Origin of the sequence: Nitrobacter winogradskyi Nb-255 (assembly GCF_000012725.1) — a bacterium.
Lineage (GTDB): Bacteria > Pseudomonadota > Alphaproteobacteria > Rhizobiales > Xanthobacteraceae > Nitrobacter > Nitrobacter winogradskyi.
On the sequence record NC_007406.1, the window covers coordinates 709,517 to 734,616 of the forward strand.

At 61.0% G+C, this 25,100-nt stretch carries 21 protein-coding genes and 1 tRNA gene; 4 read left to right on the top strand and 18 right to left on the bottom strand.

Annotation, left to right across the window (positions count from 1 at the left end; genetic code table 11):
- Nucleotides 1-14: 14 nt before the first annotated feature.
- From NWI_RS03275 to NWI_RS03305, 7 genes are all read right to left on the bottom strand, one after another.
- On the bottom strand, nucleotides 15-1,283 hold the full coding sequence (locus tag NWI_RS03275) for a class I SAM-dependent RNA methyltransferase (protein ID WP_011313958.1): 1,269 nt from the start codon (nucleotides 1,281-1,283) through the stop codon (nucleotides 15-17).
- Nucleotides 1,276-2,031, bottom strand: a complete 756-nt coding sequence (locus tag NWI_RS03280) for a TlyA family RNA methyltransferase (protein ID WP_011313959.1) — start codon at nucleotides 2,029-2,031, stop codon at nucleotides 1,276-1,278. Before NWI_RS03280 ends, NWI_RS03275 begins: the two co-directional genes overlap by 8 nt.
- Before the next feature lie 328 nt (nucleotides 2,032-2,359).
- Nucleotides 2,360-4,288 (bottom strand): 1-deoxy-D-xylulose-5-phosphate synthase, encoded by a 1,929-nt coding sequence (gene dxs, locus NWI_RS03285; RefSeq protein WP_041344705.1) that lies wholly within the window; start codon nucleotides 4,286-4,288, stop codon nucleotides 2,360-2,362.
- A 467-nt stretch (nucleotides 4,289-4,755) separates the two neighbouring features.
- Complete coding sequence (locus NWI_RS03290; RefSeq protein WP_011313961.1) at nucleotides 4,756-5,007, bottom strand: exodeoxyribonuclease VII small subunit; 252 nt, start codon at nucleotides 5,005-5,007, stop codon at nucleotides 4,756-4,758.
- Between the two features lie 97 nt (nucleotides 5,008-5,104).
- On the bottom strand, nucleotides 5,105-6,034 hold the full coding sequence (locus tag NWI_RS03295) for a histone deacetylase family protein (RefSeq protein ID WP_011313962.1): 930 nt from the start codon (nucleotides 6,032-6,034) through the stop codon (nucleotides 5,105-5,107).
- Nucleotides 6,035-6,115: 81 nt separating this feature from the next.
- Nucleotides 6,116-6,883, bottom strand: coding sequence for an enoyl-CoA hydratase-related protein (locus tag NWI_RS03300; RefSeq protein ID WP_011313963.1), 768 nt, complete (start codon nucleotides 6,881-6,883; stop codon nucleotides 6,116-6,118).
- 330 nt (nucleotides 6,884-7,213) lie between these two features.
- Entirely contained in the window at nucleotides 7,214-8,992 is a 1,779-nt protein-coding gene (locus NWI_RS03305) for an acyl-CoA dehydrogenase (protein WP_011313964.1), read from the bottom strand.
- A 291-nt stretch (nucleotides 8,993-9,283) separates the two neighbouring features.
- On the opposite strand from NWI_RS03305, the gene NWI_RS03310 reads away from it, so the two are divergent.
- Together NWI_RS03310 and NWI_RS03325 are read left to right on the top strand one after the other, a co-directional pair.
- Nucleotides 9,284-9,358, top strand: a tRNA-Gln gene (locus tag NWI_RS03310).
- Between the two features lie 573 nt (nucleotides 9,359-9,931).
- Nucleotides 9,932-11,283, top strand: a protein-coding gene (locus NWI_RS03325; protein WP_148203761.1) for an IS3 family transposase whose coding sequence is annotated in 2 segments (ribosomal slippage) — nucleotides 9,932-10,268 and nucleotides 10,268-11,283 — 1,353 coding nt in all. Because the reading frame shifts where the segments join, the coding sequence is not laid out codon by codon here.
- Nucleotides 11,284-11,608: 325 nt separating this feature from the next.
- Here the strand turns inward: NWI_RS03325 and NWI_RS03330 are convergent.
- The 11 genes from NWI_RS03330 to NWI_RS03380 form a co-directional block, all read right to left on the bottom strand.
- Nucleotides 11,609-13,288, bottom strand: a complete 1,680-nt coding sequence (locus tag NWI_RS03330) for a hypothetical protein (protein ID WP_011313968.1) — start codon at nucleotides 13,286-13,288, stop codon at nucleotides 11,609-11,611.
- Nucleotides 13,289-13,456: 168 nt separating this feature from the next.
- Nucleotides 13,457-14,614, bottom strand: coding sequence for a UDP-4-amino-4,6-dideoxy-N-acetyl-beta-L-altrosamine transaminase (gene pseC / locus NWI_RS03335; RefSeq protein ID WP_011313969.1), 1,158 nt, complete (start codon nucleotides 14,612-14,614; stop codon nucleotides 13,457-13,459).
- The gene (gene pseB / locus NWI_RS03340; RefSeq protein WP_011313970.1) at nucleotides 14,611-15,612 is read right to left on the bottom strand and encodes a UDP-N-acetylglucosamine 4,6-dehydratase (inverting); all 1,002 of its coding nucleotides are present in this window, start codon (nucleotides 15,610-15,612) and stop codon (nucleotides 14,611-14,613) included. The genes pseC and pseB overlap by 4 nt, the downstream gene beginning before the upstream one ends.
- A gap of 603 nt (nucleotides 15,613-16,215) precedes the next feature.
- A complete protein-coding gene (locus NWI_RS17415; RefSeq protein WP_148203762.1) occupies nucleotides 16,216-16,542 on the bottom strand; it encodes a hypothetical protein in 327 nt (108 codons plus the stop codon).
- 61 nt (nucleotides 16,543-16,603) lie between these two features.
- On the bottom strand, nucleotides 16,604-17,329 hold the full coding sequence (locus tag NWI_RS03345) for a cytidylyltransferase domain-containing protein (RefSeq protein WP_011313971.1): 726 nt from the start codon (nucleotides 17,327-17,329) through the stop codon (nucleotides 16,604-16,606).
- A gap of 282 nt (nucleotides 17,330-17,611) precedes the next feature.
- Entirely contained in the window at nucleotides 17,612-18,232 is a 621-nt protein-coding gene (locus NWI_RS03355) for a pseudaminic acid biosynthesis-associated methylase (RefSeq protein ID WP_011313972.1), read from the bottom strand.
- Between the two features lie 94 nt (nucleotides 18,233-18,326).
- Nucleotides 18,327-19,379 carry a pseudaminic acid synthase gene (gene pseI / locus NWI_RS03360; RefSeq protein WP_011313973.1) on the bottom strand — a complete coding sequence of 351 codons (1,053 nt, stop codon included), beginning with the start codon at nucleotides 19,377-19,379 and terminating at the stop codon, nucleotides 18,327-18,329.
- A gap of 168 nt (nucleotides 19,380-19,547) precedes the next feature.
- A complete protein-coding gene (locus NWI_RS03365; protein ID WP_244374962.1) occupies nucleotides 19,548-20,246 on the bottom strand; it encodes an NUDIX domain-containing protein in 699 nt (232 codons plus the stop codon).
- 80 nt (nucleotides 20,247-20,326) lie between these two features.
- Nucleotides 20,327-20,989 (bottom strand): HAD family hydrolase, encoded by a 663-nt coding sequence (locus NWI_RS03370; protein ID WP_011313975.1) that lies wholly within the window; start codon nucleotides 20,987-20,989, stop codon nucleotides 20,327-20,329.
- Nucleotides 20,989-21,807, bottom strand: a complete 819-nt coding sequence (locus tag NWI_RS03375; protein WP_011313976.1) for a class I SAM-dependent methyltransferase — start codon at nucleotides 21,805-21,807, stop codon at nucleotides 20,989-20,991. Before NWI_RS03375 ends, NWI_RS03370 begins: the two co-directional genes overlap by 1 nt.
- Before the next feature lie 168 nt (nucleotides 21,808-21,975).
- Nucleotides 21,976-22,677 carry an MOSC domain-containing protein gene (locus NWI_RS03380; protein ID WP_011313977.1) on the bottom strand — a complete coding sequence of 234 codons (702 nt, stop codon included), beginning with the start codon at nucleotides 22,675-22,677 and terminating at the stop codon, nucleotides 21,976-21,978.
- A 140-nt stretch (nucleotides 22,678-22,817) separates the two neighbouring features.
- Here NWI_RS03380 and NWI_RS03385 point away from each other — a divergent pair, with 140 nt between their 5' ends.
- Together NWI_RS03385 and NWI_RS03390 are read left to right on the top strand one after the other, a co-directional pair.
- Nucleotides 22,818-23,123, top strand: coding sequence for a DUF7681 family protein (locus tag NWI_RS03385; protein ID WP_011313978.1), 306 nt, complete (start codon nucleotides 22,818-22,820; stop codon nucleotides 23,121-23,123).
- 180 nt (nucleotides 23,124-23,303) lie between these two features.
- Nucleotides 23,304-24,899: a serine hydrolase gene (locus NWI_RS03390; protein ID WP_011313979.1), complete on the top strand. Its 1,596-nt coding sequence runs from the start codon at nucleotides 23,304-23,306 to the stop codon at nucleotides 24,897-24,899.
- Nucleotides 24,900-25,100: the final 201 nt, after the last annotated feature.

Below are 25,100 nucleotides of genomic sequence, written 5' to 3' on the forward strand. Positions count from 1 at the left end.
TTCACGGCTGAAGCTTAACGCCGGCGCACGAATTTCGCGACCAGTTCGACATGCGCCGAATGCCGGAATTGGTCGACCGGCGTCACGGCCTCCAGGCTGTAGCCGCCGTCGACGAGAATGCGCGCGTCGCGCGCAAACGTCGCCGCGCTGCACGACACCGCGACAATGACGGGAATCCTGCCGGCGGCGAGTTGTTTGCTTTGCGCCTCCGCGCCCTGTCGCGGCGGATCGAATATGGCGGCGTCGATGTCGCGCAACTCCTGCGCCATCAGCGGACGGCGGAACAGGTCGCGGGACTCCGCCTTGATCGGCTTCAGTCGGGAGGCGGTGTCCGCGGCCTTTTGCAGCGCCGTCACCGCCGCCGCATTACTGTCGAAGGCCGCGACCGGCGCCCGCATCGCGAGCCGCAACGCGAACGGGCCGACTCCGCAGAACAGATCGACGATGCGCCTGGCCTTGCCGCAATGCACGGCGACCAGCGCCGCCAGCGCTTCCTCGCCTGCCACGGTCGCTTGCAGGAACGAACCCGGCGGCAGGACAAGCCGGGCCGCGCCGATCTCGATCATGGGAGCCGCGCGCATCAGCACCAGTTCGCCGTGGCGGGTCAGCCGCGCCAGCCGATGCGCCTCCGCGAGGCGCGAGAGTGTCGCGATCAACGCAGGCGGCAGTTGCCCGGAACTGCGAACGTCGACATCGAGGCCATTGCGGGTCGCGGTCATCTGGATATCGAGCGGCTTGTTCGCAGGCTTCAGCGCCACCGCCAGTTCACGCGCGGCGTCAATCGCGCCGTGAAGGGCGGGGTCGAGCACCGGGCAGGCGTCGATCGGCACGATGGCATGGCTGTTCGGCGCGGCGAAGCCCACGCGCAGCTTGCCGCCGTCGCTCCGGGCATGGAGGGTGATCCGCCTGCGGCCGGCGCCGTGAGCGTCGATAAGTTCGTCCACGTCACAATCGATGCGGGCCTGCGCCAGCGTGTCGATCACGATCCGCCGCTTCCAGGCGCGGTAGGCCTCCGGCCGCCAGTGCTGGATCGCACAGCCTCCGCATGCGCCGAAGTGAGAACAGAACGGAGCGATTCGGTCCGGGCTCGCTGCCTCGATGCGGAGGAGGCGCGCGCGGCCGGCGTGGCCGTCGAACGGTTCGATCTCTACGGTTTCTCCGCCCAGTGCGTAGGGGACATGGACGTTGCCGCTATCGGTCAGGGCGACGCCATCGCCGCGATGGCCGACGTGATCGATGGTCAGGCGCTTCGTGCCGCCGGTCTGGAGTCTGGGTTCAGCCACGGCGGGCGCCGAGGAAGAATTCGATGTTGCCGTCGCCGCCCCGGATCGGGGACGGGAAAATCTCGATATGGCTGCACCCCAGGGTCGACGCGAAGGCGGCGATATCGTCGCACACCGCCCGGTGCACCGCCGCGTCGCGGACGATGCCTTTCCTGATCGCGGCGCGCGGCGCCTCGAATTGCGGTTTGATCAACGCCAGCAGGTGCATCTGCGCCGCCGCCAGCGCCAGCGCCGCCGGCAGGATGGCTTTCAGCGAAATGAAGCTTGCATCCATCACCACCACGTTCGGCCGCTGCGGCAGCCGTTTACCTTCCAGCGAGCGGATATCGGTGGACTCCATCGATACCACCCGGGGATCGCCGCGCAGGCTCGGATGCAGTTGATCGTGGCCGACATCGACGGCGAACACCAGCGCCGCACCCTCGCTCAACAGCACTTCGGTGAAGCCACCGGTCGAAGCGCCGACATCAAGGCAGACATGGTCCTCGATTTCGACCGGATACGCCGCGAGCGCGCCGGCGAGTTTCACGCCGCCGCGCGATACGTAGGGGTGCGCGGGTTGCGCCTCGATCGCGGCGCTGACGTCAACCGCCTCGGAAACCTTCGTCACCGGCTTTCCGTCGGCGGTCACGAACCCGGCCTCGATCGCGGCTTGAGCCCGCGCCCTGCTCTCGAACAGGCCACGCTCGACCAGCAGGACGTCGGCGCGCTTGCGGGCGCGGGGTTCGCTCTTTTCGCGGTTCGCCATGGTGATCTCAAACCCTAGAGTTTCGCTTCTGATTGAATCAGAAACGAAACTCCAGATTAGTGTTCTGACGCGTTTTCTTCACGCGGACCGGTGTCCATCCTCGGGTCAAGCCCGAGGACATGTTTCGCTCGAAAACGCTATAAGGCCGGCCGGAAACCGCTCCGATGCGCGCCGATGATGTAGCCAGCCTTCATCGCGAAGAGTGCTTGCGACGAAGCTATTCGGTCGGGTTTTCACCGGCCGCGCCGGATTGCCTGGCTCGGCGTAAACTCGGCAAGCGCCAATTTTATCGCGCGCTTGCAATGACGGCGAGCGTATCAGGTGGTGCTCACGCCAGCTTGACGGTCTCGGTGTTGACGTCCTTGCCGAGCGCCTCGAATACCTTGGCGACGATGCCCTTGGCGTCCAGCCCGGCGCGCGCGTACATCGCGGTGGGGGTGTCGTGGTCGAGAAACTCGTCCGGCAGGATCATCGAGCGCACCCGCACCAGGCCGCCGTCCAGCGCGCCGTTGTCCATCAGCGTCTGCATGACGTGGGAGCCGAATCCGCCGATCGAGCCTTCCTCGATCGTGATCAGCACGTCGTGCTCGCGCGCGAGCTTCAAAGCCAGATCGACGTCGAGCGGCTTCATGAAGCGGGCGTCGGCGATGGTGGTGGACAGGCCATGCGCGGCAAGCTCGTCGGCCGCCTTTTCGCATTCGGCGAGGCGGGTGCCGAAGGATAGCAGCGCGATCTTGCTGCCCTGACGGACGATGCGGCCCTTGCCGATCGGAAGCGGAACGCCGACTTCCGGCATTTCCACGCCGCGGCCTTCGCCGCGGGGATAGCGTACCGCGCTGGGGCGGTCGTTGATCGCGACCTGCGTCGCCACCATGTGCACCAGTTCGGCCTCATCGGCCGCCGCCATGATGACCATGTTCGGCAGACAGCCGAGAAAAGCGTTGTCGAACGAGCCGGCATGTGTCGCGCCGTCGGCGCCGACGAGGCCGGCGCGGTCGATGGCGAAGCGCACCGGGAGCGACTGGATCGCCACGTCGTGCACCACCTGATCGTAACCGCGCTGCAGGAATGTCGAATAGATCGCGCAGAACGGCTTGAAGCCCTCGGTGGCGAGACCGGCGGCGAAGGTCACCGCATGTTGCTCGGCGATGCCGACATCGAAGGTGCGTTCCGGGAACGCGTTGTTGAAGATGTCGACGCCGGTGCCGGACGGCATCGCCGCGGTGATGGCGACGATCTTGTCGTCCTTCTCCGCTTCCTTGACGAGGCTTGCGCCGAACACGTTCTGATAAGAAGGCGCGTTGGGCTTGGATTTGGACTGCGCGCCGGTCGAGATGTCGAACTTGACCACCGCGTGATATTTGTCGGCGGCGGCCTCGGCGGGCGGATAGCCCTTGCCCTTCTGGGTCACCACGTGAACCAGGATCGGGCCGTTCTCCATATCGCGGACGTTCTTCAGCACCGGCAGCAGGTGGTCGAGGTTGTGGCCGTCGATCGGGCCGACATAATAGAAGCCGAGTTCCTCGAACAGCGTGCCGCTGTTGGTCATGAAGCCGCGTGAATATTCCTCGACGCGCTCGGCGCGGTCGGCGATCATTTTCGGCAGGTGCTTGCCGAGTTGCTTGGCGGCTTCGCGCAGCGAGCGGTAGGTTTTGCCGGAATAGAGCCTGGACAGATAGGCGGACATCGCGCCGACCGGCGGCGCGATCGACATGTCGTTGTCGTTGAGAATGACGATCAGCCGCGAGTTCATGGCGCCGGCATTGTTCATCGCCTCATACGCCATGCCCGCGGACATCGCGCCGTCGCCGATCACGGCGATGACGTTGTTGTTGCCGCCGGAGAGATCTCGCGCCACCGCCATGCCGAGGCTGGCCGAGATCGAGGTCGAGGAATGCGCGGCGCCGAACGGGTCGTAGTCGCTTTCGGTGCGCTTGGTGAATCCGGACAGGCCGCCGCCGGTGCGTAGCGTGCGGATGCGGTCGCGCCGGCCGGTCAGGATCTTGTGCGGATAGGCCTGATGGCCGACATCCCAGATGAGCCGGTCACGCGGGGTATCGAAGATGTAGTGGATCGCCGTGGTTAGCTCGACCACGCCCAGACCTGCGCCGAAATGCCCCCCCGTCACAGACACCGCGTCGATGGTCTCAAGGCGCAACTCGTCCGCCACCTGCCGGACCTGCTCCACCTTGAGCTTGCGCAGGTCGGCGGGCGTGCGGATAGTGTCAAGGAGAGGGGTGCTACTGAAATCGGTCACTGCGACATTTCCAATTTGACATGTTCGGAAGCGGCGAACGCACGCTGGTATTTTAACGCAGCAGACGTTCAAGAGCCGTGAAAGCTCCCGAACCGAGAAGCTTGAATCCGAAGTTTAACGGAGGCTCCGGCGGAGAATTGTGATATAGGTCACTATCTATCGGATCTGGTCGTCCAATCATTTTTGCAAGCTGCTTGAAGCGCTTACTCCGCTTTTGCGCCGGCCTGCCGGGCCGGTGGGCGTTGTTCCAGAAGCATTTACACTAAACCCGCCGCCAAAGCCAACGGGCAGCCTCCTGTTGAGTAGGGGAGACTCTGCGGCGGGTTCAAGAGTTCCTGAACCGCGCTGGGGGAATATCAAGGTGGCCCGGAGGGACGCCAGGGCTTTTGGCCTTCCGAACCCTCGCGAAATTCTAAAAAAGATAATCCATTCAAAGGGATTTCAACCCATTGAACCGGCGCGCGGTCTTACCGGACGTCGAGCGGCTCGGTGCCTGTGACATGGCCGGACGCATCCGTGGTGATTTTCTCCACCCTGGCTTCCGCCCGGCGCAGCAGTTCCTCGCAGCGCCGTTTCAGGGCTTCTCCGCGCTCATAGATCGCGACCGACTCCTCGAGCGCGACCTTACCGTCCTCCAGACGCTTGACGATCGTTTCGAGTTCCTCGATCGCAAGTTCGAAGGAAAGCGTGTTCACGTCAGCGGGGACATTTTCGGCCATCTGGTTTTTCCGGCTGGGCTGTTCGGGCGGATATTTGCTTGGGCGGACTATGAGGCTTCGCTGGATTATCGCGGCACACGGACTATTACGACCAGTGTCACGCGCCCATCAGAGCGGCGACATGAGCGGCCACCGACTCCCCCAAAGCCTTCAGATCATAACCGCCCTCGAGCACCGAGACAATTCGGCCGCCGGCTGTCGCGTCCGCGACATCCATCACCTTGCGGGTCACCCATTCGAAGTCGCTCGCGGCGAGGTTGAGGGTCGCGAGCGGGTCGCGGCTGTGCGCGTCGAACCCCGCGGAGATGACGAACAGTTCGGGCGCGAATTTCCTGAGCCGGGGAAGGATGAGGTTCTCGAACGCGGCACGAAACCTGGCCCCGCCGTCGCCGGACGCCATCGGCGCATTGACGATGGTGTCGTGATCGCCGCGTTCGCTGCTGGCCCCGCTGCCGGGAAACAACGGCATCTGGTGCGTCGAGCAGTACATGACCGACCTGTCGGCCCAGAAGATATCCTGCGTGCCGTTGCCGTGATGCACGTCGAAATCCACCACCGCCACGCGGTCGATCCCGTGCTTGCGCTGGGCGTGCCGCGCCGCGATCGCGGCCTGATCGAAAAGGCAGAAGCCCATCGCCCTGCCGGTCTCGGCATGATGTCCGGGCGGACGCGTGGCGACGAACGCGTTGCTCGCATGGCCGGCGATGACGGCTTCGGTCGCAGCGATCGCGCCGCCGACGCCGCGCAGCGCCGCCTCCCAGGTCCCCGGCGACATCGATGTGTCGCTGTCGAGATAAATCAGACCATTCTCCGGCGAGAGATGCCGGAGTTCCGCGATGTAATGCTCGTTATGGCAGAGGGCGACTGAATCCAGCGATCCCTGCGGGGCTTCGCCGCGCGCCAGATCCTTGAAGTGATCCGCGGTCAGCACCTCATCGATGGCACGTATCCGATCCGGCCGCTCCGGGTGACCGGGCGGCGTCAGATGATCGAAACTGGCGGCATGGGTGAGAACCAGCGTGGTCATGAGGTGTCCTGGCCGCCGCGCAGGCATCGCACGGCAGCGAAAGTCAATGTACCGGGTTGCGCCGGGTTCCGAAAGTCCGCGTTATCGCTTCTTGCGCGCAAAGAATGCCTCGAATGCGGCAATCGCTTCTTCCGAGCGCAACCGCTCGCTGAACAGACGGCTTTCCAGATCGATCCGGCGCGTCAACTCCTCCGGCGGGGTTTTCAGGAGCTTGCGGGATAGCGCGACGGCCTCCGCCGGCAGTGCGCAGATTTCCCGCGCAACCTTTTCGGCCTCGGCCCCGGCCTCGCCCGCCGCGACCACGGCATTGACGAACCCCGACTCGCGAGCCTCATTCGCGCTGAGCGTGCGCCCCATCACCAGCATGGCGAAGGCGCGCTGATATCCGATCGATCGGGGCGCGAGCAGGCTGGATGCGCCCTCCGGCACCAGGCCGAGGTGAATGAAAGGGGTCGAGAACGTCGCCGAGTTGGCGGCGAGCACGTAGTCGCAGTGGAACAGCATGGTGGCGCCGATGCCGATGGCGATGCCTTCCACCGCCGCGATCAGCGGCTTGGCGTTCCGCGCCAGCGCGTAGAGAAATTTCACGGCGTCGGAAGCGGCAGGCGCGACGTCCTCATCGCCGGACGTGCCGTCCTTGAGGAAATCGTCGAGATCGTTGCCTGCCGTGAACATGCCGGAGTCGCCGGTGATGACGATGCAGCGGATCGCCGGATCGTTCTGCGCGCTCTCGATGGCGTCGCTCATCGCGCGATACATATCGCGGGTGATAGCGTTCTTCTTCTCGGGACGCCGCATGGTGATGACGCGGGTGGCGTCGTTGTCGCTGACTTGGAGATGGCCTGTCATCCTGTGCTCCGAGGCTGCCGGCGGGAACGGCATCCGGCATGGCGGTTCACGGTAGGCGAAGTCCTGAATCCGAGCCACCTTGGAATCGAACCTGCCAGAGTCCTTCACCGTTTCATGTGGAAGCGGTGACGGACTCTATCTTTACGTTTTAATGCGTTTTCTTCACGCGACAGGTCATCCACTTCGCCGGAAAATGCTCCAGCGCGGGATGAGGAAAAGTGTGTAGCGGTTTTCCGCCGCATCCCGCTCTAAATATTGGGAATCGATCACGTTTATGGTTTTGGATCGATTCGATCCAAAACCATAAACGTGATCTAGCGTCGCCGGAACTCACGCCAGCAGAACCGTGTCGGCGCCGTTCACGGCGTCTGCGCCGTCGATCACAGTGCGTTCCAGCGCCGGAGCCTGCACGGCGATGGTCTCGGCGAAGAAACGCGCCAGCGTGACATAACGGCGAGGGTCGCCGAATTCCGCGCTGGATTCGCGCGCCGCGAGCGCTTCCTCCGCGAGCTTGCATCCGCCGAGCGTCGATCCGAACAGGCGCAGATAAGGCGTGGCGCCCGCCAGCGCATCGTTAGGCGACGATTCGAGCCGCTCCAGCAGCCATTTGCCCGCGCGTTCGAGCGACCCGAGCGCATCGCGCAGTCTCTCGCCGGTCGTGCCGAACGCGGGATCGTTCGAGGCTTCCACGCGCTTGACGGTGTCCGAGAGTTCGTCGAGCAGCGCCGACACCGCCGCGCCGTCATCCGCCGCAAGCTTTCGCGTCACCAGGTCGATCGCCTGGATGCCGTTGGTCCCCTCGTAGATCGAGGTGATGCGCGCGTCGCGGTAGTGCTGCGCCGCGCCGGTCTCCTCGATGAAGCCCATGCCGCCGTGGACCTGAATGCCTAACGATGCGACCTCGTTGCCGATGTCGGTCGAAAAGGCCTTTGCTATCGGCGTCAGCAGCGCGCCGCGTGCGGCGGCGGCCGTGCGCACGTCGGGATCGGCCGCGCGCGCCGCCATATCCAGCGAAACGGCGGTGGCGTAGCAGATGGCGCGGGCCGCGGCGGTGAGCGCGCGCATCTGCATCAGCATGCGCTTGACGTCGGGATGGGCGATGATGGGGCTCATGCCGTCTGACGTGCCGGCGGCGCGGCCCTGCCTGCGCTCCCGCGCATATGCGAGCGCCTGCTGGCTGGCGCGTTCGGCGATGCCGACACCCTCGAGGCCGACACAGAGCCGGGCCTGATTCATCATCGTGAACATGCACCGCATGCCGCGATTTTCCTCGCCGATCAGATAGCCGATCGCGCCGCCGTCATCGCCCATGGTCATGGTGCATGTCGGCGAGCCGTGGATGCCGAGCTTGTGCTCGATGCCGCTGGCGTGGATGTCGTTGCGCGCGCCGAGCGAGCCGTCCGCGTCGACGAGGAATTTCGGAATCAGGAACAGGGAAATTCCCCTGGTGCCGTCAGGCGCATCGGGCAGTCGCGCAAGCACGAAATGCACGATGTTGTCGGTCATGTCATGGTCGCCATAGGTGATGAAGATCTTGGTGCCGAAGATCCGATAGCTGCCGTCGGATGCGCGCTCGGCGCGGCTGCGCAGCGCGCCGACGTCCGAGCCCGCCTGCGGCTCGGTCAGTTGCATCGTGCCGGTCCATTCGCCGGACACCAGCTTTCCGAGATAGATGGTCTTCAGCGTGTCGCTGCCATGCGCGGCGAGGGCTTCGACCGCGCTCAGCGTCACCAGCGGGCACAGGCCGAAGGCGGTGTTCGCCGCGCTCCAGATTTCGGTGCAGGCGGCGTTGATGGCAAGCGGCAGGCCTTGTCCGCCGAAATCCTCCGGTCCGGAGACTGCGTTCCAACCCGCCGCCGTCCAGCGCCTGTAGGCATCGGCCCATCCCGGCGCGGTCGTCACGCGGCCGTCTTGCAGCCGCGCGCCGTGCCGGTCGCCGGCGCGGTTGAGCGGCGCCAGCACGTCGCTCGCGAAACGGCCGGCTTCCTCCAGCACCACGGTCGTTATTTCGGCATCGAAATCACCGTAATGGCCGGCCTCGACCGCGGCCCGGAGCCCGGCGCCGTCGAGAGCGAGGAGCATGTCGCTGATCGGTGCGCGATAGGTCATGACGGTGCCTCGCGAGCAAGTGCCTGACAGAAGGACGGCCTGTCAAATTGTGAGCCATGAGCGGTCTTTCCACGAAACCGCGCGGCTCTCAACCTTTTCAGGCGGGGCGGGATGTGGTCCGTCTAAGGGGCGCGCTCCGGTTTGGGGCGGTCATTCCCATGAAGGGAGGGCGGATTGAACCGGGTCAAACCGCTGTCGAGCGTCTCCGGCCGGTTGAAAAGGCAAGGCACTATCTGTAGATCGTCGGGACTCGAGTGTTCGCGAGACCATGGTTCGTGCATTTCGGGCCGTTGGGGCGTAGCCAAGCGGTAAGGCAGGGGATTTTGATTCCCCCATTCGGAGGTTCGATCCCTCCCGCCCCAGCCATCCGGTCCGATACTTAGAGAATTTCTTCTTTTGCGGTTTCGCGAGACCCGAAGCGCGGCTAAACGGCAGATGGGTGGCGGGCGGCGATCATCCCTACGCGCGATCTTCCCACGCGACTGGCTGCTCAAGCGGCTTTCCGAACAACCGGACGTGACCTTGCGCGCTGCTCGCGGAGCTGGCCGAGCCAAGGTCAGCTATTATGTGGTGCGGCGATTCTTCGAGCACGAAGCCATCAGCTTCAAGAAGCCCGCGCGCCGGCGAACAGGATCGTCCCGACGTCGCGCGGCGGCCGGCGCAAAAGTATCAGGCTGATCGCCATTTCGACATCCGATGGAAGCAGTTAAAAGGCAGATTGAGTTCATGCGCGATGGCTCTCGACAGCCTGTTAACAACCGACTTCCGGCATGGCGTTTACGGTGTTGAAATTATCCGCCCACGCGACAGTGGACGGACCGGTTAATTCCGGGAAGCTGCAGCTTGTGCAAGTTTGTCCGCCGTCAGGGCTCTTGAGACAGTTTAGGGGTTTTCGGGAAGGGAGGATTTCTGGATCATCGCAGCCAATTTGGAGCGCAGATGAGACAGAAATCCGGGCCGGAGAAAGCACCGGCAGAGCAGGTCGTGAAGGACATCCGCCGGGCAACGCGCCGGCAGTTCTCGGCTGAAGAGAAGATCCGCATCGTGCTGGAAGGCGTGCGCGGCGAGGAGAGCATCGCCGAGCTGTGTCGGCGCGAGGGGATCGCCTCGTCGATGTATTACGGCTGGTCGAAGGAGTTCCTCGACGCCGGCAAGCGCCGTCTCGCTGGTGACACGGCCCGCGCCGCGACGTCGGACGAGGTGAAAGAGCTGCGCCGTGAGGCGCAGGCCCTGAAGGAGGCCGTGGCCGATCTCACCCTGGAAAACCGCCTGCTGAAAAAAAGCATGCTCGCGGATGGGGAGGACGACACATGAGGTATCCTGCATCCGAAAAGGCCGAGATCATTCGCCTGGTCGAGGCCTCGCATCTGCCGGCACGGCGAACCCTGGACAAGCTCGGCATCCCGCGCGCCACGTTCTATCGCTGGTACGATCGCTATCTCACCGGTGGGATCGAGGCTCTGGCCGATCATCGCTCGCGGCCGGATCGTGTCTGGAACCGGATTCCTGACCCAATCCGGGCCGAGATCGTCGAGCTGGCGCTGCGCGAAACGGAGCTGAGCCCGCGCGAGCTGGCGGTGCGCTTCACCGACGAGAAGCGCTACTTTGTCTCGGAGGCGTCGGTATATCGGCTGCTGAAGGCTCATGATCTCATCACCAGCCCAGCCTATATCGTCATCAAGGCGGCGTCTGAGTTCAAGGACAAGACGACAGCGCCCAACCAGCTCTGGCAAACCGACTTCACCTACCTGAAGATCACGGGTTGGGGCTGGTATTATCTCTCGACCGTGCTCGACGACTTCTCCCGCTTCATCGTCGCCTGGAAGCTCTGCGCCACGATGCGGGCGGATGACGTCACCGCCACGCTCGATCTGGCTCTGGCGGCATCGGGGCTCGACCAGATCACGGTCGCGCATCGGCCGAGGCTGTTGAGCGACAACGGCGCCTCATACATCTCGGCCGAACTCGCTACCTGGCTCGACGGCAAGGGCATGAAACACGTTCGCGGCGCGCCGTATCATCCCCAGACGCAGGGCAAGATCGAGCGCTGGCATCAGACCCTGAAGAACCGCATCCTGCTGGAAAACTACTATCTGCCCGGCGACCTTGAACGGCAGGTCGCGGCCTTCGTCGAGCACTACAATCACGGCCGCTATCACGAGAGCATCGATAATCTCACGCCCGCTGACGTCTACTTCGGCCGCGGGCAGACCATCCTCACCGAACGCGAAAGGATCAAACGCCAGACCATCCACCAAAGACGCTTGCAGCATCACCTGCAGGCCGCCTAACCTCAAACCCAGATGAGCCAGAACCTCCGTTCCCGTGACCCCGGAACAGTCTCAATTCATCTGACGACGGACAGAGCGCCTTGAAGCGACTTCGGACTGCCGCAACACTTTATTGCTCGAAGGTTTATACTGCGATGGTAGCGTAATGGCGTCCGGAAGCAAGGGATCGTTGGTAAGGCGTCGGAGCACGAATCTGGCTTACAGGGGCCGATAGGGAAAGGGATGCTTGCGGCGCTCCTGCTGCGTTCTGGGCCTGTTGTGTGGCGCGGGCGCAGCAGCAGGGAACTTAAAATCAGAATCCGTTCCTGCCTGAGCAGGAATCACTCTAACGGGAGCACCCAGGATCCCGGTCTGACGTCTGTTGATCAGAACCCTGCAAAGATTGAGCCTTGGTCGCAAATCGTTTCGAACTCATCTCCGGAAACGCCTCTTTCGAAATCAGCATAGGCAGGTCATTTCGGAGAAACCACTTCAGATTTATGAAGAGGGGATCTTCTTCCAGTCTAAAATTCGACAATGCCAGCGTCGCACTTCGAAAGTATTCGTCAGGAGGCCAGCGCTTATCAGGAACCAAGATCGATTTGCTCCGAAATCCTTGAAGCAGGCAATAGGAATAAGCCAATGCGCGCTGACGTTGCTCTGCCGGCATCGACCAGGCCTCTCGCGACACACTCATCAGAATGCTTTTGAGAGCTTCCATGCTGGATGCCTCCTCGATGATACCAAGACCCGAGAACTTATCCTCGCCCGTCGCGATCATTCTGTGTCCAGCCGCGGCCATTTCGTAGAGAACTGTTCCACGAACCGTGAGACCGGCATCGCAATGCTTCATCACCTCACCAGCGCTCAGGTCGCCATCTGCAAACCCGACATTCTTGATCTCCGCGCAGTATTCGCGCAGCCTATCCCACGAACGCTCCCGATCGTAGATCGCGTTTAGCGGGTGCGGTTTTATAATCAAGTTGAGGTGTGTCAGTTGCCGCGCAAGATCAACGACGTCGACGATAGCTTGCCAGTAATCGTCCGAGAGTTGTTTCGGCCGCGTCAGAGGAGCGTCCTGAAACACATGCGCGAATACGCAAACCGTCGGATTTTTTGGGTCAACGCCGCAGTTCTCAAGGAAGTCTTCGCGCGAAACTGGTGGCTGATCGACAGCATCGCGGTTCAACAGCGGGTCGATCGTCCGTGCCAGCGTGGCTTCGACAGCACCGTCGAACAGGTCAAGTCTGGGATCACCCAATAGAGCTTGATCGAAAGCGTAACTTTCCAGCATTTCTTTTAGGTCGCCGGGAAGACCGGACGATAAATCTGTTAGATCCCGATATCGCGTAACAGCAATCGGGATGTACTGTTCGACCAGGAATGTTGGTGCGCCGCGCATGGCCGAGAAATCAGCGATCTGCCCCGATACTGAATAGCCAATGTGCCCCAATACACTCGCTCGAACCGACGACTGTCCAAGCACCATGGCAATAGCTTCGTAGTCCGCCGACACGAGTTTCGCGATTGCGATGAGTTCGTCGCTCAGATCGTCGATGGTGCTAGAGCCAAATCGTCTCAGAAACTCGTTGTAAATCAGAAGACCGCGTCGGGGGAATTTCGGTTCTGACAACAATCGAACGGCGTTCCTGAGAGAGGGTCCCGACTTGTCCTCTAATCGCCCGAGAAGGTCGCTCTCTACATTGGCTGACCAGACCGGATCGGACAGCAAACGGTTGCGAAACTCGGAAATGTTGTAAAAGCGACTGACGCCGAACGAGCGAGCGATAGCCTGTTTTGCTTCAACGTCTGTCTTTCGATCATCACCGAAGTCATCGGTGAAAATCCCGACGATCTCACCTCCCCAAATGTGCTGGATACACTTCGCAACCACGCAATTTGCGAACAGGTGGGAGTGCACATTGGCATTGTGATAAAGGTCAAGAACGATGACGCGCTCGGACCGGGGTGGGGTAGAGGATGTCCAGAATCGTCGATTTTCTTCCAGAAATTCGCTTATGCTCATCGTCCCACGGAGATCCTCTGCGATCCGTTCGTCAAGTTTACAATCGCGGAAACCCACCCGAAGAGGTCACGTCCCAGCCTCGCTCCATCCGAGGTCCGGTCGGGCGTGCTTTCGCACTCGGCAGATCTTCCGTTCTTGCGGCTGAAGTCTCAAGATACAGCCAAACTTTCAAGCTTCGAGCGCGTAGGATAGCCGTTCCATGACGTAATCCTGCTGATCGACGCTCAGGTTTGGGTGAATAGGCAACGTTAGCGCGAAGTCGTAATATTTCTCGGCAGCCGGAAAATCTCCGCGAGAGAATCCCAGGGCGCGGTACCACGGTTGCAGATGGACCGGTATGTAGTGGACGTTGACACCTATACCTGAAGCGCGCATCGCCGCAAAAACCTCGGCGCGAGTACGTCGCACGGTTTGATCCAGTTCAATGACATACAGATGCAGTGCCGAGAGAGTGCCCTCCGGCACGAACTGGCGGATCACGGGAAGACCGGCAAGCCCTTCGTGATAACGCGCCGCGATCGTCTGACGCCGGGCAACGAACTCGGCGAGGCGATCAAATTGCCTCACGCCGAGCGCCGCCTGGATGTCGGTCATACGGTAATTGAAGCCGAGCATCACCTGTTCGTAGTACCAAGCGCCTTCGGGAACAGCGGTCATATCAGCGGGATCGCGCGAGATGCCGTGGTTGCGCAGCAGACGCATGCGATGCGCGATCTCCGCAGAACGCGTGGTCGCGGCGCCGCCTTCTCCTGTCGTCACGATCTTGACGGGATGGAAGGAAAAAACGGTAACGTCGGCGAACTCGCACGAACCGATGGGCCGATTCTGGTAGTATCCGCCAACGGCATGGCTCGCATCTTCAAGAATGCGGAAGCCGTGTCGGTCCGCCAGACGGCGGATGGCGGCAAGATCGGCGGAAGTGCCGGCGAAGTCCACTGGAGCGACGACCTTCGGCAGGGTGCCGTCGCGCTCGGCCGCTTCGAGCTTGCTGGCGAGTGCCTCGACATCCATGTTTCGGGTCTTGGCGTTGATATCGACGAAATCGACGGTCGCGCCGCAGTAGAGACCGCAGTTGGCGGAGGCCACAAAGGTGTTCGGCACGGTCCAGAGCCGATCCGATGGGCCGAGCCCGAGCGCAAGACAGGCGATGTGAAGAGCCGCGGTTGCCGAGGAAAAGGCTACCGCTTCAGGCGCGTCGACTGTCCGCGCCAACGTCTCCTCGAACCTGGGGACCATCGGCCCCTGGGTCAGGAAGTCCGACCGAAGGACGTCGACGACCGCCTCGACATCGGCGCTAGAGATGTCCTGACGGCCATAGGGAATCATGTCCTGGTCCGTTCATAAAATTCCCGGATTTGCTCCACGGAGTAACGGACCGGGTTTGTACCGGAGTTGTACTCGAAACCCCGCGTTACGGGAGCGCCAGTCTCACGGAGACGGTTCTCCAAATAGTCACAACCGCGATCGTGAAACTTGATCGACGGTCGCATTACATAATGGTCACTGAACTCAAGCGTCAAATGGCTATTATCCGCAGGGCACAGTATTTCGTGCAGCTTTTCGCCCGGCCGGATACCAATCAAGTTCTGTGGCAGGTGCGGCGCCATCGCCGTTGCAAGGTCGACTATCCGGATCGACGGCAACTTCGGTACGAAGATCTCGCCGCCTTGCATGCGTTGGAAGCACCTCAGAACGAAGTCCACGCTTTCCTGCAGCGAGATCCAGAAACGGGTCATGGCGGTGTCGGTAATCGGCAATGACGTCGCGCCTTGTGCCATCAGTTTCTCGAAGAATGGGACGACCGATCCGCGCGAGCCGGCAACGTTGCCGTAGCGCACGACCGAGAAGGCGGTACGTCGCCTGCCTGCCATATTGTTGGCCGCAATGAACAGTTTATCCGATGCAAGCTTGGTGGCGCCATACAGGTTGATCGGATTGGCCGCTTTATCGCTTGAGAGCGCGATCACCTGCTCAACGTTGTTGGCAAGCGCGGCTGCTACAATATTCTCCGCGCCATGAATGTTGGTTCGGATACATTCCGTTGGATTGTATTCGGAGGCCGTCACCTGTTTCATGGCGGCAGCATGAACGATGCAGTCGATTCCACGCGTCGCTTCGATCAAACGCGCGCCGTCACGTACATCACCGATCAGCCAGCGAATGCAGGGTGCATTTACTTCCTGCTGCATCTCGAACTGCTTGAGCTCATCACGTGAATAGAAAACGAGGCGCGCCAGGTCGTAGCGTTCGAGTAGTATGCTCGCAAACTTGCGTCCGAATGAGCCTGTACCGCCGGAAACAAATACGGATTTGCCGTTGAACACCTGGACCTCTCTTTACCTGGGAATGGCGTAACCGAAGTCCGCGCGATGTCAATGACGGGACAGTCAGATTAAATCAACGAAGGGCACGTCGTGGCGGTCGTCCGGCCACACAGAAAGTCGTCCACCCTATACTCCGACTCACTTTTGTTCAGACACGCAGCAGATGACGTAGCCGGTTGCCCTGAGTGAGCCACGCTGCCAGCGAACCGCGTTCTGATCTCCGCACATCGTTAGGGGATGGATGCCGTTCATCAAGGCGCCAAGCCCGCCCCCAAGCCTGTAGGCGAGCACTTATCAGAAACCGGCTATCCCTGCGCTGGTTCGGGATAGTTGTGGATGTCATGAGATCCGCGCGTCCCGGCAGCGATTCCGCGCTAGAATGCGAGGGTGTGAACGGGTCCGGACAATCGAGCTTGCGCTTTTTAGTTCTTAAACGTCTGTAAAACTCATCAAAGTCGTTCCTCCTTTCCATCTTCCGGTATCGCCCCGAACTGCTCCGTACCAACAGGCCGCAAAGCGGCAGGCTTTTCCTCCGGTCTGGACAAGTGAACCTGTTGGTGCCGATCGGTCGTACGTCGAAGTAATCCTAGAGCGGAATCACGTTTAGCCTCTCTTTGACCGAATAAACAACTCATTCCAAGCCAAATAAATGACCATCATGCCAGCAATATACGTTTGCAATCTCGGCGCGTCAGCACCAATCTTGGTTGCGGCGTCAACGATCATCCAAACGCTTTGTCGAGCGCAAATTGGGATTGCCGGGCATTCTGCGTGAACGAACGGAGGACGTTCTGTTCCGTTCCCACTACGATTTGCGATGGTGATTTCTGAATGGAACGGACTTTCTGCTCGGATCGTCACCGGATGCGCGATTTCGAGCGCCGCACGATGACCTTCGCAGCCTTCGTCCGCCCCCGCAATGATCCGCATCAATGCCTGGGCGCCTTATACGCTCTGCTCGACGCCCTGATTAATCCTTCTGGATCGCCCCTTAGATGGTTTTCTGTTGAATGTGAGAGTTGATTGTCATGAGCCTCGGATGTGCTTTCAGAAGAGCCTTTAAGGCAGCGTAATCCATCTCCGCCGCACGATGATGTTCAATCAAAAGTTTGACGAGTTTGAAGTCGTCGTCGGTGTCGACGGTGATGCGCCAGTCGCTGAGATCGTCTTGATCCGTGTAGGACTCGTGGTGAATATCCGGCATCGATGTCCGAATATAACTTGTCACATGCTCGCGCTCGGACGATAGCCTCGCGTTCTCCGCGGCAAAGTCCAGTGAACGTCGGGAAAAAATTTCGAAATCCAGGCCGCGGGGGTAGGTCCGTTTCTCCGCGTTCGAGAGATAAACGGATCTGCTCTTCAAGCTCAGATAGATATCGAGGCCAGCACGGATCAACTCCGGGCAGATGAGAGGGCAGTCCGACGTCACGCGGATCACATGGCGAGCCTCGTGCGCGCGCGCCGCTCCTTGGTAACGTTCCAGTACGTCATTCTCGCTGCCTCGGAACACCGGAACGTCAAGTGCGGCGCAGAGTTCGACGACAGGGTTGTCGGACTGATTCGTTGTCGTCGCGACGATCACGGGAACGCCGACCTCGGCGAGGCGACCGAGATGCGTTTCGAGAAGGGTGCGCTCGCCGGCGCGCATCAAGATCTTGCCCGGAAGGCGAGTGCTTGTCATGCGCGCCTGAGTAATGATGACGGCTTCATTCGACATCGCGGCCACCGGGAGCGGCGTTCATCACATGGCCGGCGTCTTCGTTCGTGAGATGGATACGGAACATCGGCAGATTCAGCCTGGATTGTAGATGGTGCAATGGATTTGCTGGTTCGGCGGTGGTTCTTGCTGGCGGCTGTTCTTGCTGGCGGCTGTTCTATACCGAACCCTTGGAAGATTCGCATACTCGAAAGGCGCCGACCACGAGCCAGCATCCTGACGCTGTGCGTAGCGCAGGTCAGTAACACCCCGTTGATGCTATTCCTGCTTCTTGCGGACTGATCAGGCTCGCTTTTCCATCAAGAACCACGTTATGTCGTCTGCAGGGAATACCGGGTCTCGATGATAGATGAATCCGTAGTCGACAAGTTTTAGATCGGGGAATCTGTCCATCATCTCGCCGGCGAAATCCCGTTTCCACAACCGCCCGCTGTGACCACGATAGCTGATCTCGACCACGGAAGGATTGTAGTACTCCGCCGTGAGGACATAACGATTGCTGGCTTGATAGAGCCTTTCATAAGCCACCGGCAGCATGTCAGGATTGAGGTGGATCAAGACGCCGACGGTAAACGCCAGATCGACCCCTGGCCACTCGACTGGTTCAAACAGCGTCGTATTGGAAGCAGCTATTCCGGGTATCGTCGCCAGCCTTTCGAAGGCTCGGCTGTTTATTTCGATGGCTTGAAACGCTGCGTGTGGAAGCAGGCTCTTGAGGGCCAGAATATTTAGGCCGATGTTGGCGCCAAGCTCCCGAGCCGACCGGATCTGGCTACATCGCTGGACAACTCGGGAAAACATCGCGATCTTGGCGGCCACCAGTTCCTGACTTTTATTCCGGTCGATATAGTTGTCGCCAAACTCTCCGGCCCAGAATTGCTCTTGTTCTGTAATCTGGGTCATAGGTATTGCTTCCTCTTTGATTCCGCCCCGATCCTCCCGACGGGTTGCCGTGAGAAGGTCTTGAGGTCGATTAGCGCGCGCGATGGTGATATCGTTACGCGATCACTGACCACTTTATCGCCTCGCCATAGGCGATGTCGCGCGCGGCGGTGCGGCCGATGACGCGGGGTAGATACTTTGGCGGCAGGCCAAGACCGGGCCGAATGACGCGGATATTCTCGCTCGTCAGAAGCTCTCCCGCTTTGATCGGCTTGACTGCATAGATCGAGCGGCGAAACTGTCTGTTGGCCTTCTCGCTCTGGGCGAGGCCATAGTCGACATAACCGAGCGCGGACCACGCGGACTTGCAGTCGTCGACCAGCCGCCTGAACTCGTGCGGTTCGAGTGAAAACGCCGCGTCGGGGCCTCCATCGGTGCGCGAGATCGTGAAATGCTTTTCGATTATGGAGCCGCCCAGCGCGATCGAGGCGACGCAGGCGGCGGAGCCTGGCGCGTGATCGGAAAGGCCGGACACGACGTTGAAGGCCTGGCCGAGATGCGCCACGGTGCGCACGTTGGCTTCCTCGATGGGGGCCGGGTAGGCGCTGGTACAGTGCAGCAGGGCGATGCCGCCGGCGCCGTTGTCGCGCGCTGTTTCGGCCGCCTCTTGAATCTCGCCGAGATTGGCCATCCCGGTCGAGATGATCATCGGTTTGCCCTGTTTGGCGACATACTTGATCAGCGGCAGATCAATCACCTCGAACGACGCGATCTTGTAGGCGGGCGCATCGAGAGCCGCGAGCAGATCGACGGCGGTTTCGTCAAAGGGACTGGAGAAGATCGTGATTCCAAGCTCACGCGCTTTCGCGAACATTTGCCCATGCCATTCATATGGCGTGTGAGCCTGCTGGTAGAGTTGGTGGAGCCGGTAGCCGTCCCACAGGCCACCCTTGATCAGAAACTCCTCGCCATCGTGAGGGATGGTCATCGTGTCGGCGGTATAGGTCTGGATCTTGACCGCGTCGGCGCCGGCACCGGCGGCGGCTTCGATTATCTCCAGCGCCTTCGAAAGCTTGCCGTTATGGTTTGCTGACAGTTCGGCGATGATATAAGGAGGATGGTCCGCGCCGATCTTGCGTCCCTCGATGATCAAGTCCGGGCTCTGCATCAAAATTTACGCTCCTGGTGCGAACTAAAAGGCGCTGTCGCTTGGCGGAAAGCCGCCGCCTCGGAAGCTTGTTTCCGGGGTTCGCGCGCGGCGAATATCAAGGCTGCATTGAGGTTGCCACCGATCTTGGTTGCCGCAGTCTTGGTTGCCGCCGGTCTTGGCGGTGAATTACTCCAAGCGCTTATAGTGTGGGTCTTGCGTGACTTCAAAGGTGTTGCTCAGGAAGCCTGAGCACACGCCCGGTTGCATCAGAGTGTCCAAAACGGCCGCGGAAACAGCGCTCAACGAGCGAGCCCGGTCGCGCCGAAATGCCTGGACTTCGGCGAATGCAATGATTTCAAGCTCGGAGTATTCACGATTCTCAAGGGCTGCGAAGCGGCGCTGGATTTGCGCAGCGGAGCAGGCGGTCGCGAGCATGATTCCGACGTCGGTGACATGGCTTTGCGGATCTTCGACGAGTGCAACGGCTCTGGAAGGCGCTGACAGGTCGGACGCTCGGATGCCGGTTTCCTCCTCGAGCTCGATCAGGATGCATCGTTCGAGGCTAACCTGTCCGGCCGACCCGACCGCCGTGTCTTCAACGCCGCCGGACGGGACCAGCTCCCAGCACCCGGCGTCCATCTCTGAGCGATCGCTGCGCCGGCCGAATAAAATGCCATCCGGACAAGACAGGGTACCGGTGACGGCGAGCGGCTTGATCTTCAGCGCTGCATGAAGGCTCGGCTCGCGCCGTTGGGCAAGGAAGTATCGGTACTCCGAGATCCAGCCGACGATCGTTCTGGCATCACAATAATCGACGCTGAACAATCGCCCGTTGTAGATCTCTTGGGAGCGTAGCTCTTTTTCGCGCTGCCAGATTTCGTCCACGCGCGCCTCGATATCCGGGTCGATGTGTGGCGCTGCGGCTCCCAGCGTTACTCTCGGCTCCGATTGGAGCAGGCGAACATTCAGCATGCCGGCACTCTACCAAGGAGATCGGTGAGACGTTCGATGAATACGACCTGGCCCGGCCACCCGGCGCGATCTTTCGGGGGCGCCAGTGCCCACGTTTTGAGTCCCGCGGCAACTGCCGCCGTCGCGCCGATGCGGGAATCCTCGACTGCGTGCGACAGGGCGGCCGAGCAGTTCAGCCGCCTCAGCGCCCTGATGTAGGGTTCGGCGGCGGGCTTGCCAGAGGTCACCTCATCGCCGCCGACGACATCGTCGATCTTGTCGGCGAGCCCTGCGACTGCGAGCCATCCTTGCGCGGACAGTTTTGGCGACGACGTAACGACGGCGATCTTCAACCCGCGCTCGCGAGCGTGAGCCAGCAATTCAAATGCGCCGGCGGCGGGACGCGCGCTATGATGCGCTTGCGATACCATCGCCGCGTATTTCTGCAGGAGATCGGCCGGTGTTCCCGGCAGTTTGTGAGTCATCCTCAACCGCTCGATAATCTCGCCGAGTGGCGGTCCGTTGAGCCGCTGAAACTCGGCCTCGTCGCCGCTCGCGCCGAATGAGGCGAGAAAGGAATGGTAAGCGTTTTTCAGGGCCGCCACGCTGTCGGCGAGCGTGCCGTCGAGATCCAGAAACAGACCGCTGTGAAGTGGGCTGGCGTCAGCTTCCGGCATCAAGGTTTCCGACAGACGAACATCCGGCCTTGTCCAAAGGCGCCGAAGGCGCGCGATAGCTCCGGCGACCCCGCCAGGGTGAGCTGGGTTGCCGCGTGGACCAGCGGATGGTCGTAATCCACAGCGCCCCCATTGATGGCCGGGACCAGCACATAGAGCATCAGGTCGTGAAGCGAAATGAAATCCTCGATCTCGACTTCAAGGCCGAGCGTTTCGAGGTGCGGCAGGATGCGTGTCTCGTCGAAGAAGAGGTTGAATGCGGCGGGCGTGCGCGCGGGCAGGTTCAGCAGCGTGCGGCAATGATTCTGCCGATCATAGGTCGCGGTCGAGTTTTCGATCATGATGAGATGTCCGCCCCTCCGCACTCTTGCGGCAAGGCTGGTGATCGCGCGCATCTGCAGTTCGACCGATTCGATGTTGATCAGGCAGCGATCGGTAAAAACGACATCGTATTGCGCCAGCAATCCCGCCGCCGCCGAAAGTTCGAGCGCATTGCCGATCAGGAAGCGGGACCTGTCCTGGAAGCCGCTGGCAACGGCTGCTTCACGCGCGGCGTCGATCATTTCCGCAGTATAGTCGATGCCGTCGAGTTGCATGCGCGGAAATTGCGCGGCAAGCCCAAAGCAGTTCAAGCCATTTCCGCAACCGACTTCGAGAACGTGCGCCGGCGCATCGCCAAGCCCGAACATGGACATCCGGCGCGCCAATGCGTCGATCTCGAGCATCTTCGCGGTTCGGGTTCTGGTGGTGGCTCCGATCGCGGTGCCGAATTTTGATGCCCAGTCCCGCCAATGAGCCCTGACCTGTTCGGGATCCATAATTCCTTTCCATCTGCCTCTTCAGCGGCTCGCCTGATATTCCGAAGGGTTTGATAGCCCGACTGCACGCTTGGATTCAATGGAAGGCGCGTTAGACTTTGGCAGGTTCGTGAACGGCGGCTTTGTCAGAGGATGATTGCTGGTTCGATTCCGGCTTTAGGCTGCCGTTTATTTCTCATAGGGTTCTGGCGTTTCGACCCGGCGAGACCAGCTTTCGATCTTGCCTGATGCCAATCGAGCCAGGGCCAGGCGTCGCCAGCTATCCGGGAGACCCGGGAGACCGGCCAGCTCAGCCAGTGCCGGCCGGTTCATTCGGTCGTGGTAGAGAAGGTGGGAGGTTCTGGTGAGCGACCAGGCAGGGTTTGGCCTTGCGATCAGGCTGCCGCAGTCGCCTGCTGCGAGAATACCCGGCTCGATCACTCTGAAATACCAGCCGGTTCGTCCGGTGTCCTGTACCCTCCGAGCCATGTCGGGCACGTCAAAGCGCAGATTCAGCTTCCAGCAGGGCTGGCGGCCCTGGCTGACCTCGATCACGGCTGATCCGATGCGCCAGCGATCGCCGAGGCAAAGACCGGTCTCGCTTGCGCCATCAATAACAAGGTTTTCACCAAAGGCGCCGGGCCGGAAGCGATTGGTGCGATCCGGTAATTCTTTGGACCATGTTGTGAAGTGTGAGATCGAGTAGGCGTGGATGGCCTTGTGCGGCCCGCCATGGTGTTTGCGATCGGCCTGTTCGTCTCCCTCAAGTCCCAGGTAGCTTACCGGCAGTGGATGGTGAACCTGGTGCTTATCGATGGCGCTGAGCGCTCCCGATGAGCCAAGAGGAGAGACCCCGCCGATGCGGAGTTCGAGCACGTCAAATCGGGCCATGGCCTGCGATACCTCACCGCGCGACAGTTGATGAAGTCACACCTACCATTCGGGGGCGATCCTGAGAAAACTCGCGGGGGGGGGGAGGGCTTGTCGGGCGGTCGTTGGGATAGCCAGACAGTATCTCCACCTGTACGGCCGTGTCCGCCGATCTTTCGTCAAGCTTTGGCTGGATAGAGTATTTGTTCCGTTCAAAGGGTGGCTCGATGTCAAAGCGCGTAACCAAAACAAAATCTTGCAGAGACCGGGAAAAATTGGGAGTTTTGCGGGTCAAGGATCACCGAAAAATCGAGGAACGTATTCTCAGATTGCTTGATCGATACGAAGCCTCGCCAGAGACGGACAAGCGTTGGCTGGATATTGGACGATCCTGCATCGAGCAGGGTTTCATGGCGATCAACCGGGCTGTTTTCGAGCAGAAGCGGGCTGAATTGCCGGAGGATTGATCAGGGTGGACAGGTCGCCTTCAATCTCCGGCGTTCGTGCGCGCTACAAACGCCGCGCCGTGGGCGTCCGCTGTGTCTCATCGCCATCGACACGTTTCGCGGCATCGTCTGCGCCGGCCGGGACCGCCCCGTCGCCGTGGGGACGTTATGCATCTAAAAGCGGGTAGCTGAAGGCCTCGCATGTTCTTGCAGAAATCTGTTGTCGCATTTCGCCCGAGGGCAATCCTCGCAAAGCTGGTCGCCTCGTCCTTGGTCTGGGCTTGTGCGGCGATACCGGGTTTTGCGGAGACATCGCCTCCCCAGACCTCAGGCGTACCCATTGCCGACGGTCAGATCGACGAGGCCGTGGCGGGTCTCGACGCGATCGCCACCGGCGTCATGAAAAAGACCGGCATTCCGGGCATGGCGGTTGCGGTGGTGCGTGATGGCAAGATCGCCTACGCGAAGGGTTTCGGCGTCCGGAAAGTTGGCGAGAACCAGCCGATTGACGCGAACACTGTTTTTCAGATCGCATCGCTTTCAAAATCTATCGCGGCCACCGTCGTGGCTCGCCAGGTCGGCGCGGACGTCGTCAAGTGGAACACGCCTGTCCAGGCGCACTTGCCCTGGTTCAGGTTGATGGACCCGTGGGTGACGCAGCATGTCACGATCGCCGATTTGTTCAGCCACCGTTCGGGGTTGCCGGACCACGCCGGCGACGATCTAGAGGATCTCGGCTATGGTCGCCGAGCTGTGCTGGAGCGCCTGCGCCTGCTGCCGCTTCACGGTTTCCGGGACGTCTATGCCTACACGAATTTCGGGCTGACCGCGGCGGCGGAAGCCGTCGCCGCCGCATCAGGCAAGGACTGGGAAAGCCTGTCTGAAGAGGTTCTTTATAAACCGCTCGGGATGAGCGCGACCAGTTCGCGCTTTGCTGATTTTGAAAAGCAGGCCAATCGCGCCATTGGACATGTAAGGGGCGGCGACGGCTTCCAGCCAAAGTATCAACGCCGGCCCGATGCGCAGTCACCCGCAGGCGGTGTCAGTTCGTCGGCAAACGATCTTGCCCGATGGCTGGCGTTGGTGTTGCGGAACGGCGAATTCGAAGGCCGGCAGGTCATTCCAGCGGATGCTCTGCTTCCAGCCATGACCGCCGAGGTCGTTTCGATTCATTCCCCTTCAGCCGATGCGAGAGCCAGCCTGTACGGATATGGATTTGGCGTCGGAGTCACGCCTGCGGGACGAACAATGATCAGTCATTCCGGGGCCTTCGCGCTGGGTGCAGGAACCCATTACACGATCATCCCTTCGGCCGGGATCGGGATCGTCGTGCTGACCAACGCGGAACCGGTCGGCGCGGCGGAGGCGGTCGGGGCCTCGTTCATGGATCTTGTTCAGTTCGGGAAGATCACGCGGGACTGGCTTGCTGCCTATAGCGGGGTGATGGCGCAGCTTACGGCGCCGGCAGGCGATCTCGTCGGCAAGTCGCCGCCCGCTAAACCAGCGCCGGCTGCCAGTTCTACATCCTATGTTGGCCGCTACGGCAGTCCCTATTTCGGAGATGCCGAGATCGTCGATGCAAACGGTCATATGGAGCTGAAGATCGGCCGTTTGAGCCGATCGTACACGTTGACGCACTGGGATGGCGACGTGTTTTCGATCAAACCTTCCAGCGAGAACCAAACCGACGGTTCGGTGTCGTCGGTTACTTTCAAGCGAACTGGCGACGAGCCGGCCAGCGAACTGACTATCGAGTTTCTCAACGACAATGGGCTCGGCCAGTTCATGAGGCGCTGAAAACATTCTCCCGGAGGAATTCGGTCGGCCGCCAGGCGCCAACACCCTCTATCGGGAGAGGATGGCAACAGGAATTGAATGCGTTCTCCAGATAATGGAGTTGGGAAATGGCGCAGCCTGTTTTTCTCTGCCACCTTTCTTAAACTAATTCTAAATCATTGAGTTTGCACGCGAAGTATTCTGCCGCTAGAGCATGATGAG

Coding starts and splice junctions, on each gene's coding strand:
- NWI_RS03295 (WP_011313962.1), bottom strand. CDS start 6,034: ATGACCACGCTGGTTCTCACCCATGCCGCCAGTTTCGATCATCTGACG.
- NWI_RS03300 (WP_011313963.1), bottom strand. CDS start 6,883: ATGACAGGCCATCTCCAAGTCAGCGACAACGACGCCACCCGCGTCATC.
- NWI_RS03280 (WP_011313959.1), bottom strand. CDS start 2,031: ATGGCGAACCGCGAAAAGAGCGAACCCCGCGCCCGCAAGCGCGCCGAC.
- NWI_RS17415 (WP_148203762.1), bottom strand. CDS start 16,542: ATGCGGATCATTGCGGGGGCGGACGAAGGCTGCGAAGGTCATCGTGCG.
- NWI_RS03390 (WP_011313979.1), top strand. CDS start 23,304: ATGTTCTTGCAGAAATCTGTTGTCGCATTTCGCCCGAGGGCAATCCTC.
- NWI_RS03305 (WP_011313964.1), bottom strand. CDS start 8,992: ATGACCTATCGCGCACCGATCAGCGACATGCTCCTCGCTCTCGACGGC.
- NWI_RS03380 (WP_011313977.1), bottom strand. CDS start 22,677: ATGGCCCGATTTGACGTGCTCGAACTCCGCATCGGCGGGGTCTCTCCT.
- NWI_RS03345 (WP_011313971.1), bottom strand. CDS start 17,329: ATGTCGAATGAAGCCGTCATCATTACTCAGGCGCGCATGACAAGCACT.
- NWI_RS03375 (WP_011313976.1), bottom strand. CDS start 21,807: ATGGATCCCGAACAGGTCAGGGCTCATTGGCGGGACTGGGCATCAAAA.
- NWI_RS03370 (WP_011313975.1), bottom strand. CDS start 20,989: ATGCCGGAAGCTGACGCCAGCCCACTTCACAGCGGTCTGTTTCTGGAT.
- pseC (WP_011313969.1), bottom strand. CDS start 14,614: ATGATTCCCTATGGCCGTCAGGACATCTCTAGCGCCGATGTCGAGGCG.
- NWI_RS03355 (WP_011313972.1), bottom strand. CDS start 18,232: ATGACCCAGATTACAGAACAAGAGCAATTCTGGGCCGGAGAGTTTGGC.
- NWI_RS03330 (WP_011313968.1), bottom strand. CDS start 13,288: ATGAGCATAAGCGAATTTCTGGAAGAAAATCGACGATTCTGGACATCC.
- pseI (WP_011313973.1), bottom strand. CDS start 19,379: ATGCAGAGCCCGGACTTGATCATCGAGGGACGCAAGATCGGCGCGGAC.
- NWI_RS03290 (WP_011313961.1), bottom strand. CDS start 5,007: ATGGCCGAAAATGTCCCCGCTGACGTGAACACGCTTTCCTTCGAACTT.